This window comes from Flavobacterium sp., from assembly GCF_036759525.1.
GTDB lineage: Bacteria > Bacteroidota > Bacteroidia > Flavobacteriales > Flavobacteriaceae > Flavobacterium.
The window spans coordinates 40,921-53,650 of the sequence record NZ_DAIOUN010000004.1; the positions used below are offsets into that span (position 1 = coordinate 40,921).

The following is a 12,730-nucleotide window of genomic DNA, read 5'->3' on the forward strand; positions in this document are numbered from 1 at the left end:
ATACTTATTTTTTGTATCCTATTTTATTACGTGCTAAGTTTCCGGGTATACTTTTTTTGTCCATTAAAAAATTCAAAATTTTATAAATGTCCGGAAACTGTTTTTCTATTTCTGTTATTTTGTCATTCAATTCTTTGTGTTGCAAACTAAAATGCCTTATCGATACAAATGTTCGCATGATGGCGATATGGATTGCAATAGCTTTATCAGAGTTTAACACACTTGAAAGCATGGCCACTCCTTGTTCAGTAAAGGCAAAGGGCATGTAACGTAAACCACCTCTTTTTGAGGTCACAAATTGTGACCTCAAACTTTTGAACTCCTCTTAATTGAGTTCAAACATGAAATCAGTTTGAAAACGATTTATGTTTCTTTTAACTGCTTGTTTAAGAACTTTTGTTTCGATTTCATATAAGTTAGCTAAATGAAAATCGAACATTACTTTTTGACCTCTAATTTCAATTATTTGGTGTTGAATAAATTCTGCTTTCATGATTTTGGCGTTTATTAATTTTTTGTAGTGGCATATATTTTTTATTTCAGATTTAATTCGGTTGCTATTTTATAATTTTCACTTGCATTTTTACTTCGTAGAATTATTTCTCCTAAAAATCCGGCTAAGAATAATTGTGTTCCAATAATCATAGTAGTTAAGGAAATATAAAAATACGGACTATTGGTTACCAAATCATAAGGTAAATCGTTATACAATCGGTATAATTTTGAGACACCTATATAACCGGCAGTAGAAAATCCTATCATAAACATGACTACACCCCAAGCTCCAAAAAGATGCATGGGTCGTTTTCCAAAGCGAGACAAAAACCAAATGGTGATTAAATCTAAAAAACCATTAATAAAGCGTTCCATACCAAATTTGGTTTCGCCATATTTTCGGGCTTGGTGTTTTACGACTTTTTCGCCAATTTTTGAAAAACCGGCATTTTTAGCCAAAACCGGAATATAGCGGTGCATTTCGCCGGATACTTCAATGTTTTTGATGACCAAATTTTTATAGGCTTTTAAACCGCAATTAAAGTCATTCAATTGCACACCGGAAGTCTTTCTGGCTGCCCAATTGAATAATTTTGAGGGTAAATTTTTGGATACTACCGCATCGTATCGTTTCTTTTTCCAACCGGAAACCAAATCAAAATTCTCTTGCACTATCATGTTGTACAATCCCGGAATTTCTTCGGGGTTGTCTTGCAAGTCGGCATCCATGGTAATAACAACATCACCTTGAGCTTTGGCAAATCCGGCATGAAGAGCTTGCGATTTTCCGAAATTTTTTAAAAACCGAATGGCTTTAACATTGGGATTTTCTTGAGAAAGTTGGGTTATGCTATGCCATGAATTGTCTGAGCTACCATCATCTATAAAGATGATTTCATAACTGTATTGGTTTGTATTCATTACCTGAACAATCCAGGAATGGAGTTCTATTAAAGATTCTTCCTCGTTGAGTAGTGGAATAACTACTGATATATCCATAAAATAGTTCTAAAAGAGTTCAAAAATACGAAGAAGTATCTTAAAATTACTCTTTTTTCAATGCCAAACCGGTAATTAAGGAAATAATAAAGCCCAAAAATAAATTTACAATTATAATTCCGCCATAAAGCATAGGCATTACCAATCCTTTTCCTAGCTCTTTTCCTTTTTCCAGCTCGGCAGTAGAAAGATTCGGATTTTGTCTTAGGGCTTCAGACATTTGGGCATCCAAAACATCATTTGCAAAATTAGGCTCTATGAAGTTGGCAAATATTACAAAGTAAAAAATAGAAAGAACTCCGGAAATGACAGCCACTCCCAATCCAATCTTAAGGGCCTGACTAATTGATAATAAACCATTATTGCTCTTTTTGAGTATTCTGATGGGTTGAACAATTAAGATAATCATCAAAGCAATTCCGATCATGCTTTCCCAAGCATTTCTCTCTAAATGATTTCCCAAAACATATTTCACAACAGAAATTAAGATAGTTATAACGGCTAGGATGGTTCCGTATAAGAGAATAAGGCTTTTTAGCGTTGGTTTGTTTTCCATATTTTTTGAGTTTTAATTTCTAAAATTAGTATAAAAATAGGTAGTAATGTTACAAAAAGGTTTTAAAATTAAGCATCACTAAATAATTTGAAAAAATACGTTGGCGATTTGAATAATTTGATTAAATTTGCACCTCAAAATTAGTATAAACAAAAAGTTGTGTGGCGTTTATACCTTTTCACTCCGAAAAGCCGCAAAATGTAGCACAACCATTAATAGAAAAAGATTTACAAAAATGAAAAAAGGAATTCACCCAGAAAATTACAGATTAGTAGCTTTCAAAGATATGTCAAATGAAGATGTATTTATTACCAAATCAACTGTAGAAACTAAAGAAACCATTGTACACGAAGGAGTTGAATATCCGGTGTTTAAAATGGAGATTTCAAGAACTTCACATCCTTTTTACACTGGTAAATCGAAACTTATTGATACGGCAGGTCGTATTGATAAATTCAAAAACAAATATGCAAACAGAGGAAAATAATCTTTTGTTTACTTCATACAAAAAAATCCCGAGCAATCGGGATTTTTTTTTACAAACACAATTTCTATTTAAACAATCCTTCAAGAGGTTTTAGATGTTCCTGATTGATGTCCGATTTTTGTAAAGCACTCAGAAGTACCATAAAATTTTCGGGATTCATTTTGTCACCCAAAACACGCACTACAGCAAATCCGGTCTCAGATTGGGCTCCGTATAAAATGAATTCCTCAATAGCATCTTCTTTTCCGGTAAAGTAAACCGCCGCTCCACTTTTACCGGAACCAAATTTCATAAGCTCTTGGTATTTTTCATTTTTTAGAATTTCCTTGAGTTTAGCGTTTTCGGTTTTAAATTTTTCTTGGTTGGTTTCATTCCTTTTGAATGCTAAAATATTCATCTTTTTAAAGGTTTTTAAAGCCTTTTTTTGTTCATCCGATAATTGAGTAGCATCTGCATTTAAAATATCAGGAGAAATGTCAACCGCTATAAAGTCGGCGGATTCGGTCTTTTCAACGAAATATTTCTGCAAAGAACTTTCGTTGCTACATCCCGCTAGGGTTAGAATTAGAATTAAAAAAATATAGTTTTTCATAATTGATGTTTTTTAAGAAGTAGATTCGTTTTTCATGTGAAAGCTTTTTGCACTTCGGTTTTCAGATGATGTAGATCAAACTGAAATTATTTTTTTCCTTTTGAAGCTTTTTTCAAATCTTCTCCTCCGGGTAAACTCATTTTATCGGTAAGTAACGAGATTTCGTTTAAATCAAAATCGCCGGTTAAAAGTAGGATAATGGTTTCTTTATCTTTTGGTCCACCTTCTATAAACATAAAGAGTTCTTTAATTTTAGTGCCATTTGCACTGGAACGAATGTGTATTTTCACGCTTTTTCCTCCGTCATTAACTCGCATGAGTTCTTCCAAACCCGGTGATTTGATGTATTTTTCTGCGGTAGCTTTCATATCGGCAGCCATTTTGGTATTTGAGGTAACAAATACTTTAAGGTTTTCCAGTTTTTTTACCAGATTAAGATATTGTTGGGTTTCTTTGTCTGTAGTGTTTGATTTGACTTTACTCATCATTTCAAACATTTTTTTGTTTACGGTGATTGTTGTGATGTCTTCCGGACCGTCAAACTTGTCAAAAACGGTTTGAGCCAAAAGAACATGGGAAACAAGTGCAAGTACTAAAGTGGTTAAAAATTTTATCATGATTTCTAGTTTTTGAAAATTAGGGTTGTTGTTTTTTGATATTCGTTAATGTAGGTAACTCCTTCGAGTCCTTGATTTAATTTTTGAGATACTAATGCCAAAGCTTTTTGAGTTTCCAGAAAGGCCTCTTCCGGATTGTCAAAAGTACCCAAATCGGTTGAAGCAATAGTGTTTTTTTGCTTTTCTTGATTTGTAATTATAAAAAAGGATAAAACTCCGGCAAAAAAGATTAAACTGGCAGCGATTCCTATTTTTGAGAGCGAAAAAAATGTTTTGGCTGTGGCTTTAGTTTCATAAGGCAATGTACTTTCCCAAACGGAATCTTTTTCAGATTCAAAATACCCAAACATTTGTTTGTATGGCTCTAATTCGGGGGCACAATCCGGATTGGAGAAATAGTTTCTCAATTGTTTTTCTTCTGCAACAGAAGTTTCACCTTCAAAATATTTTTCCAGTAAAGTTTTAATAGTTTCCAATTCCATATTGATGCGTTTTAATCATTTTTTCTTTTATGGTTTTTCGAGCTCGGGATAAAGCAACTCGAACAGCGGTTTCATTCATATGCATTATCTCGGCTATTTGTTCAAATTCATAACTTTCTATGTCTCGCAATTGAATTATCATCCGTTGTTGTTCCGGTAAATCCCTCATAATTTTCTCTACCCATTGCCAACTATCACGGTCTTCAACTTTTTGATCTAATCCCGAAGCATTGTCTCTATAGTTGGAATGTACTAAGGTTAAATTTGAGGCTCTTTTCGATTTCAATTGATCCAAACAATGATTTTTGGTCATTGTCATTGCAAAAGCTTCTACACTGGAATAATTTTTCAAATTCACTTTTTTATCCCAAAGTTTTAACAATATGTCTTGAGTAGCATCTTGTGCTTCATCTGTACTTACCAATAACCGCTTAGCCAAACGAAAGACTTTATCTTTAAAAGGCGAAATAAGCTCTACAAATTCAAATTGGGTCATTCGTTTGCTTTTAAGTTAGGTTATACAGTCAAGACGATTTACTTTAATTTTTGTTACAAGGGTTCTAAAAATTAATCTAAAGTTATTAAATTTACGTTATTAAAATAAAAGCTATGAAGTATTTGAATCGTTTTTTTGTGGGACTGATTCTCACATTTGGAGTTTTCTACTCTTGTGAAGATTTAGATGATAATCCGGTTCCTTCTGCATTGGAAGTAAAAGATTTTATTTGGAAAGGGTTGAATTTGTATTATTATTGGCAAGCCGATGAACCCAATTTAGCCGATAATCGTTTTGCCAATCAGCGTGAACTCAATTTATTTTTAGAAACCTACAACTCACCAGAGGCCACGTTTGAGGATTTATTGGTTGACCGAGCAACAGATCGATTTAGTGTAATTTTTAATGATTACCGCGTTCTGGAAAATTTATTGCAAGGGAGTTTTAAAACCAACGGAATAGAGTATGGTTTAAAATTTAAGGATGCTTCGCAAACCGATATTTATGGATGGGTACGCTATGTATTGCCCAATACCGATGCGGCAAATAAAAATATTACGCGAGGGATGATTTTTTATGAAGTAAATTCCATTCCGATGACTGCGGCAAATGAGGCCGATTGGAGAAGAGAGTTAGCCCGAGACTCCTATACGCTTAAGTTTGCAGATTATAATAATGGGGCTATAACTCCAAACGGAATTTCCGTAACCCTCCAAAAATCTGAGTATACCGAAAATCCTGTTTTTGTAACCAATGTTGTTGAAGTTGGACCCCATAAAATTGGCTACCTCATGTACAATGGATTTTATGCCGGTTTTGAACAACAATTGAATCAGGCTTTTGCACAATTTTCCGCAGCGGGAGTTACGCATTTGGTTGTTGATTTGCGTTATAATTCAGGAGGTTCTGTTAACACAGCAACCCGTTTGGCTAGTATGATTACAGGACAATTTTCGGGACAAATTTTTGCCAAACAAGAATGGAATGCCAAAGTAGAAGCCTTTTTTAATGCCAATAATCCCAGTGCCCTTTTGAATCGGTTTACTACAACTTTATCCAATGGTACAGCAATAAATAGTTTGAATTTATCTAAAGTTTACATCTTGACTACCGGAACTTCTGCATCGGCTAGTGAATTGGTTATTAATGGTTTAAAGCCGTATATTGATGTGGTTCAGATTGGTTTGACTACCAGTGGTAAAAATGTGGGTTCAATAACATTGTATGATTCTCCGCAATTAACCAACAAACAAAATATCAATCGCAATCATACCTATGCTATGCAACCTATTGTTTTGAAGATTGTTAACCGAGATGGTTTTGGCGATTACCAAAACGGAATTTCTCCTCTAATTCAACAATCTGAAGATATTGGAAATTTAGGAGTTTTGGGTCAGCCTGAAGAACCTTATTTTGCGACAGCTATTGCTCATATTCTTGAAAATGGACGAATGCGACAGCCTTATGTGGGTAATTTGAAACTAGATTACAAAGATTCCAAAACATTTAGACCCTTGGGTAATGAAATGTACTTAGATGATGTGCCGGAAGATTTATTGGAATTGTTGAAATAAAAAAGGGCTCGATAATTCGAGCCCTTTTTGTTAAAACATAAAATTCAATCCTATTTTGACATTTCTACCTCTAGTATTGTATCCAACAGTTTCCACAAATTCTTCATTTAAAATATTGTTCACCGCTCCAAAGACAGACATGCGGTTTTTCAATACTTCATATTTGAGCAATCCGCTAAGAAGTTGATAAGAACCCAAGAATACATCCGTAGTAGCAAATGTTCCCCCGTCAAAAAATGCGTCTCTTCTGTCATCAACATATTGGTAACTGATGCTGGCAAAAGTTCTTGCATTCATTTGATAATCCAACGCTATATTTCCTTTATGTTTGGGAATCAAACGATTCAATTCTTCAGGAATATCTGTAAATGAATAATTTCCGGTTACTCTAACTTTAGAAGAAAAGTTGTAAGTTAATGTAGTTTCAACACCACGCACGCGATTTTCGCCTTCCACATTCACATAATAGGAGGCAAACGTTTCCGGGTCAAAGAAAAAACCAATTGAATTCGACTCTTCTCGGTAAAAACCAACTGCATTAAGTGTCATTTTCTTATTCCAAAAAGTAGCTTCAAAACCTACTTCTGCGGTTGCGTTTTCTTCCGGTGTTAAGTCTAAGTTTCCATAGGGCGAATACAACTGATATAAACTAGGTGTAATATAAGCTGTACTGTAAGAGGTAATTATTTTCAATGGCAATTCTTTAAAATGATAGGACGGATTGACATTATAAACCCATTGATTATCATACACCGAATGTAAATTCAGTCGTGCTCCGGCATTAATATGCAATCCAAAGGGTGTATTGTAAACCGCTGTTATGTATGGATCAACCAAATTAAATTTGGCATTTTCTCGATTGATCACATCAAAAGGCGTTTGCGTATTCATGTCGTGAAACTGAAACTGCGTTCCCACTACCATAAAAAAGGAAGAATTGAAATTGTATTTGTTCATCGCATCTGCCACCACACTTCTTGAGGTGTAAACATAATTATCTAAACTGCCCGACCATGAATTCAGTTCGTTATAACTTCGCTCCAACAAAGTAAAACCCGAATTGATTTTAAACTCACCATTTCTGTATTTGTATTTCGGATTAAATCCAAATCGAAATTGCTCCGAAAGCGATACATTCTCCAAAACATCCGGACTATTTACATTATCAAACGGGCCATCATAATCTGTTTTCATGCGGTCGTAATTGCCAAAGAAATCCAACTTTAATTTTGAGGTAGCTTGAAATCCAATTTTAGCCAACGCATTCACTCGTGAAAATTGGTCTTCTTCAAAGTTTTCGCCTGACGCCTGCGAAATCCCTTTGGTTTCCGTACTGTTCAATGAAGCATAATAATCTACTTTTTCTAAAGTGCCATTCAATCCAAAACCTTGATTAAAATCTTGCGGATTGCCTCTAAAGTTTTCACTTGTGTTTTGTGTCCCTAAATGCATATAGGCATTTCCGGAGATTTCTTTTTTAGCCGCTTTTTTCAACGTAATATTAATCACCCCCGAAGCCGCTCCGGTTCCATACAACGTACTGGCTGCACCTTTCATAATCTCAATGCTTTCCACTTGCTCTGCCGGAAGCAAACGCAAGTCGTATTCCAAATTAATTCCTGAAGCATCCGTCATCGGAATCCCATCAATCACAATCAAAACCTGACGATTTCTTCCACCTCGAATAAAGTAACTGAGGTTTTTACCATTGGCACTTTGGTTTCCGTTGACTTCCAAACCTAAGGCTTGACTTAATACCGCAGCCACCGATTGTCCGGAGTTTCGCTCCAAATCTTTTGCCGTGATTTTTTCAATAATTTTACCTGATTTTTCTTTGGACTGCTCAAATTTGGTGTCCGAAATCACCACTTCTTTCAATGAAATGGTGTCTTGTTGTGCCATGGCACACGTTCCCCATAACGCTACAATAGCGGTACAGTACCTGAATTTTTGATTCATTTTAAGTTAAAAAATAAATTGACTAAAATGGGAGAAAAGCATAGAATTTACCCATACCCAAACCTTTTTTCCCGAAAGTTTGTTACTCAATGTATCAGGCAGGTCTCCTGGCTTGCGTCTTGTTGTTGGCCTTCTCATTCGCCTAGGCGAACAATGGCATGAAAGTGAACAACAAGCTAATTAGCTCACAGTTGCGGGTACAGCTCAGGATTTTGATTGAAGCGTCTTGTTTTCTGCTTACTGAAAACTGTCACTGCCAACTTTTTCACCTGATTCCCTTTTAATGCTCGGCCCAAAAAAGGCGTTGCAACCCAAATACGGAGCAAAAGTAAACATTTTCAGTAAACATTTCTTAATTTTTTTCAGAAGCTATTCCGGCTTTTCGTTCCAAGCTTTTTTGTCTTGTTGCTTTTTTCTAAGGCACAAAAAGAGCTCGCTTTGGTCGCTTTTTTGTACCAAGAAAAAAGGCAACAATCCCGTAAAAGGCTTTACACTACAATCCGGGCTAGGGGAGCGTGCTTCAATGAAGACGGAATTAAGATTTGTCATTTTTTCTTTTTCATCTTCACCCACAACCAGATAAAACCCACTATAAAATGAAGCAAAACAATTCCTCCAACGATGTACATAAAGGTATTGGAATCTCGCATGTTTTATTTTTCTGTAAAGGTAAATAGTCAATTAATTTCCCAAGATAACATTTGTTACAAACCGTTACCTTTGCAAAAAATTGTTCCATGAAAAAGCTCATTTTATTTTCAATATTTTCTTTTTTCTTTATTTCCTGTCAACAAAAAGAGAAAAAAAATACAGAAATCCAATCTCAAGAAAATTACATTCGCTACGCCACCGGACTTTCCATTCAAAAACATGACGATTTTTCCATCGTAACCGTTTCCAATCCGTGGCCCACATCCGATAAAAAGTACACGTATATTTTACACAAAAAATCAGCCAAAATTCCCGATAGTTTACAAAAATACGCTGCGATACAAGTTCCAATAAAATCAATAGTCGTTACATCAACCACACATATTCCGGCTTTAGAATTATTAGGGGTGGAAGACAAATTGGTCGGCTTTCCTAACACCGATTATATTTCTTCCGAAAAAACCAGAACCTTAATCGAAACCGGAAAAATCCGTGAAATCGGCAGTAACCAAAGCTTAAACACCGAAGTTTTACTCGATATGCAACCCGATGTAATCATCGGTTTTGGCGTAGATGGCGAAAAGAAAACCTATGATAATTTGCAACAAAACGGTTTGAAAATTCTTTATAACGGCGATTGGACCGAGCAACATCCGCTTGGTCGAGCCGAATGGATTCAATTGTTTGGCGTTTTATTCGGACTCGAAGAAAAAGCGGATGAGGTGTTCAAAACCATCGAAAAAGATTATTTGGCAGCCATAGCATTAGCCCAAAAAGCTACTTTAAAACCAACCATTTTGAGCGGAGCCATTTACCAAGACCAATGGTATTTACCCCAAGGGAAAAGTTGGGCAGCACAATTTTTAGACAATGCAAATGCCAATTATCTGTGGAAAGACTCCAAAGGAACCGGAAGTTTATCTCTTTCTTTTGAAACCGTTTTTGAAACCGCTCAAAATGCCGATTTTTGGATTGGTCCAGGGCAATTCACTTCCTTTGAACAACTCGAAAAAGCCAATCCCAACTACAAACATTTTAAAGCCGTTCAAAACAAAAATGTCTATTCGTTCAGTTCCAAAAAAGGAAAAACGGGTGGAGTTATTTATTATGAATTAGCCTCTAATCGACCTGATTTAGTGTTAAAAGATTTAATTAAAATTATCCATCCCGAATTGATGAAGGATTATGAATTGTATTTTTTTGAGAAATTGAAATAGTTTATCAATCACATTTTAATTCGAGTCTTAGTATATTTACACCTTACTTTAGTTCATTAAATCCTAAATGGTTTAAATTAGTGTTCACTCAAAAAAATAAAATACTATTCCTTTTTTTATCTTTCGCTTTAATCGGAACGTTTTTGCTTAATTTAAGTTTAGGTTCCGTTTCAATTCCAACAACCGAAATTTTTAAATCCATTTTTGGCAACGAAATCAAAACTTCTTGGGAAATCATACTGTGGAATTTCCGCTTACCAAAAGCTATTACAGCTATTTTAGTGGGAATGGGCTTGTCTATTTCCGGATTGTTAATGCAAACGTTGTTCAGAAATCCATTAGCCGGACCTTATGTACTCGGATTAAGTTCGGGTTCAAGTCTAGGAGTCGCTTTTGTGATTATGGGAACCGGATTTTTACCTTCTTTTTTAGTCTCCGATTACGGAATTGTTTTGGCTTCATCGTTAGGAAGTTTTTTAGTTTTAATGGCGGTTTTAGTCGTTTCCCAAAAATTACGTGACACGATGGCGATTTTAATTGTCGGACTCATGTTTGGCAGTTTTACCAGTGCTATTGTGAGTGTATTGAGTTATTTCAGTACTGCTCAAGAACTCCAAAAATTCACCTTTTGGTCCATGGGAAGCTTGGCAAATTTGCCGTGGAATTCCATCCTGATTTTAGCTATTTGCTGCGGTGTAGGATTGGTCTTGAGTATTTTCAGCATCAAACCTTTAAATGCGTTGTTATTAGGGGAAAATTATGCCAAAAGTCTCGGACTAAATTTCAAAAAAACGCGTTTCATTATCATCTTTGCCACCAGTATTTTAGCCGGAAGTATCACCGCTTTTGCCGGACCCATTGCTTTTGTAGGATTGGCCGTTCCGCATTTGGCTAAATTGCTTTTTCAAACTAGTAATCATTTTATCTTATTTTGGAGTACCTTATTAATTGGAGCCATTTTAATGTTGGTCTGCGATAGTATTGCTCAACTTCCCGGAAGTGATTATACGTTACCTATCAATGCCATTACTTCCATGGTTGGAGCTCCGGTTGTGGTTTGGCTTTTAGTTCGAAAACGGAAAATAATGATATAGTATAAACCACATAGAAACATAGCCTATGATAACGTAAAAATATCTAGATGAAGTGACTTATGAAGTCGTTGGTTCAGCAATTGAAGTTCATAAATTTATGGGTAGAGGATTACTGGAAAGTGTTTATCATCAATGTTTAATTGAAGAGTTGAAACATAGAAAAATAAATTTTTTAACAGAGATGAAAGTTCCTGTAATTTATAAAGGAAAATCATTAGATATTAATTTTAGATGTGATTTATTTGTTGAAAATTGTTTAGTAGTTGAAATTAAATCTGTTATTGATATTCATAAAATAACTGAAACTCAACTTTTGAATTATATGAATTTACTAAAAGTACCAAAAGGAATTTTAATTAATTTTAATTGTAGAAATATTTTTAATGAAGGACAAAAAACCTATGTAAATGAATATTTTAAAAAGCTACCCAAAGAATAATTCTATCAATAAAGCTTGCTTTATTAACTATGTTTGGACGCATAGAAATTCCTATGTCACTATGTGGTTGAAATAGTAAAGTATAAACTCAGCACCTCAAAAAAATGATTCTCCAAACCCAAAACCTCTTCATTCTATCAATAAAGCTTGCTTTATTAACTATGTTTGGACGCAAAGAAATTCCTATGTCTCTATGTGGTTGAAGTAGTAAAGTATAAACTCAGAACTTGAAATATGATCCTCCAAACGCAAAACCTCTCCATCGGCTACACTTTAAAAACAACAACCAAAACGGTTGCTTCTGAAGTTTCCATTCAATTGGAACAAGGAAAATTAATCGGTTTGGTAGGAGCCAACGGTATTGGAAAATCAACTTTATTGCGAACCTTAACCGGAATTCAGAAACCACTTTCAGGAACCGTTTTGCTAAATGAAAAATCAATCGAATCTTTTGATTCCATAGATTTAGCTCAACAAATCAGTGTGGTGTTAACGGAAAAATTGCCACCCAGTAATTTGACGGTTTATGAGTTGATTGCTTTGGGAAGACAACCCTATACGAATTGGCTTGGAAAATTAACAGACGATGATAAAATTCAAATTGAAAAAGCCATTGCATTAACCGAAATTTATCATTTAATCCATCAAAAGCACTACGAAATCAGTGACGGACAATTGCAAAAAGTTTTAATAGCCAGAGCATTAGCCCAAGATACGCCTTTAATTGTTTTGGATGAACCTACTACGCATTTGGATTTATTGCATAAAGTTTCTTTGTTTAAACTCTTGAAAAAATTGACAGATGAAACCCAAAAATGCATCTTGTTTTCTACGCACGATATTGATTTGGCTATTCAATTGAGTGATGAAATGATTGTGATGAATGAAAGAACCATCATACAAGATCAACCGTGTAATTTAATTTCAAAAGGTGTTTTTTCTTCGCTTTTTAATAATGAATATATTCAATTTGATGCAACCAAAGGGAAATTTGTTATCATTTGAGATTTAACCATTTCTTTACATTTGTTAAAGTAACAAAATAAATTTATACCTAACTTATTACTAAAGT

General features: G+C 34.7%; 13 protein-coding genes, 1 pseudogene and 1 riboswitch. Of the genes and pseudogenes, 6 read left to right on the forward strand and 8 right to left on the reverse strand.

Features of this window, described 5'->3' with window-relative positions:
* Nucleotides 1-4 precede the first annotated feature (4 nt).
* The 3 genes and pseudogenes from V7M80_RS04760 to V7M80_RS04770 form a co-directional block, all read right to left on the reverse strand.
* Nucleotides 5-493 (reverse strand): annotated as a pseudogene (locus V7M80_RS04760) (ORF6N domain-containing protein).
* 41 nt (nucleotides 494-534) lie between these two features.
* Complete coding sequence (locus V7M80_RS04765; RefSeq protein ID WP_333694418.1) at nucleotides 535-1,494, reverse strand: glycosyltransferase family 2 protein; 960 nt, start codon at nucleotides 1,492-1,494, stop codon at nucleotides 535-537.
* 46 nt (nucleotides 1,495-1,540) lie between these two features.
* Nucleotides 1,541-2,050 carry a DUF4199 domain-containing protein gene (locus V7M80_RS04770; protein ID WP_333694419.1) on the reverse strand — a complete coding sequence of 170 codons (510 nt, stop codon included), beginning with the start codon at nucleotides 2,048-2,050 and terminating at the stop codon, nucleotides 1,541-1,543.
* Nucleotides 2,051-2,285: 235 nt separating this feature from the next.
* On the opposite strand from V7M80_RS04770, the gene V7M80_RS04775 reads away from it, so the two are divergent.
* Nucleotides 2,286-2,537, forward strand: a complete 252-nt coding sequence (locus tag V7M80_RS04775) for a type B 50S ribosomal protein L31 (RefSeq protein WP_333694420.1) — start codon at nucleotides 2,286-2,288, stop codon at nucleotides 2,535-2,537.
* Nucleotides 2,538-2,601: 64 nt separating this feature from the next.
* Here the strand turns inward: V7M80_RS04775 and V7M80_RS04780 are convergent, their stop codons facing one another.
* From V7M80_RS04780 to V7M80_RS04795, 4 genes are all read right to left on the reverse strand, one after another.
* Complete coding sequence (locus V7M80_RS04780) at nucleotides 2,602-3,129, reverse strand: DUF4252 domain-containing protein (RefSeq protein ID WP_333694421.1); 528 nt, start codon at nucleotides 3,127-3,129, stop codon at nucleotides 2,602-2,604.
* A gap of 86 nt (nucleotides 3,130-3,215) precedes the next feature.
* Nucleotides 3,216-3,746 (reverse strand): DUF4252 domain-containing protein, encoded by a 531-nt coding sequence (locus V7M80_RS04785; RefSeq protein ID WP_333694422.1) that lies wholly within the window; start codon nucleotides 3,744-3,746, stop codon nucleotides 3,216-3,218.
* A gap of 5 nt (nucleotides 3,747-3,751) precedes the next feature.
* Nucleotides 3,752-4,228 (reverse strand): hypothetical protein, encoded by a 477-nt coding sequence (locus V7M80_RS04790; RefSeq protein ID WP_333694424.1) that lies wholly within the window; start codon nucleotides 4,226-4,228, stop codon nucleotides 3,752-3,754.
* Nucleotides 4,209-4,724, reverse strand: a complete 516-nt coding sequence (locus V7M80_RS04795) for an RNA polymerase sigma factor (RefSeq protein ID WP_333694425.1) — start codon at nucleotides 4,722-4,724, stop codon at nucleotides 4,209-4,211. The genes V7M80_RS04790 and V7M80_RS04795 overlap by 20 nt, the downstream gene beginning before the upstream one ends.
* 113 nt (nucleotides 4,725-4,837) lie before the next feature.
* On the opposite strand from V7M80_RS04795, the gene V7M80_RS04800 reads away from it, so the two are divergent.
* Nucleotides 4,838-6,298 (forward strand): S41 family peptidase, encoded by a 1,461-nt coding sequence (locus tag V7M80_RS04800; RefSeq protein ID WP_333694426.1) that lies wholly within the window; start codon nucleotides 4,838-4,840, stop codon nucleotides 6,296-6,298.
* A 30-nt stretch (nucleotides 6,299-6,328) separates the two neighbouring features.
* Here V7M80_RS04800 and V7M80_RS04805 read toward each other — a convergent pair whose 3' ends face one another.
* Nucleotides 6,329-8,257, reverse strand: coding sequence for a TonB-dependent receptor plug domain-containing protein (locus V7M80_RS04805; RefSeq protein WP_333694427.1), 1,929 nt, complete (start codon nucleotides 8,255-8,257; stop codon nucleotides 6,329-6,331).
* Nucleotides 8,258-8,337: 80 nt separating this feature from the next.
* A riboswitch (cobalamin riboswitch) is annotated at nucleotides 8,338-8,588 on the reverse strand.
* A gap of 406 nt (nucleotides 8,589-8,994) precedes the next feature.
* On the opposite strand from V7M80_RS04805, the gene V7M80_RS04810 reads away from it, so the two are divergent.
* The 4 genes from V7M80_RS04810 to V7M80_RS04825 all read left to right on the forward strand — a co-directional run bounded on the left by V7M80_RS04810 (nucleotide 8,995) and on the right by V7M80_RS04825 (nucleotide 12,663).
* Nucleotides 8,995-10,125 carry an ABC transporter substrate-binding protein gene (locus V7M80_RS04810; protein ID WP_333694428.1) on the forward strand — a complete coding sequence of 377 codons (1,131 nt, stop codon included), beginning with the start codon at nucleotides 8,995-8,997 and terminating at the stop codon, nucleotides 10,123-10,125.
* Nucleotides 10,126-10,226: 101 nt separating this feature from the next.
* Nucleotides 10,227-11,219 carry an iron ABC transporter permease gene (locus V7M80_RS04815; RefSeq protein ID WP_333694623.1) on the forward strand — a complete coding sequence of 331 codons (993 nt, stop codon included), beginning with the start codon at nucleotides 10,227-10,229 and terminating at the stop codon, nucleotides 11,217-11,219.
* A 52-nt stretch (nucleotides 11,220-11,271) separates the two neighbouring features.
* A complete protein-coding gene (locus V7M80_RS04820; protein WP_333694430.1) occupies nucleotides 11,272-11,658 on the forward strand; it encodes a GxxExxY protein in 387 nt (128 codons plus the stop codon).
* 234 nt (nucleotides 11,659-11,892) lie between these two features.
* Complete coding sequence (locus V7M80_RS04825) at nucleotides 11,893-12,663, forward strand: ABC transporter ATP-binding protein (protein WP_333694432.1); 771 nt, start codon at nucleotides 11,893-11,895, stop codon at nucleotides 12,661-12,663.
* Nucleotides 12,664-12,730: the final 67 nt, after the last annotated feature.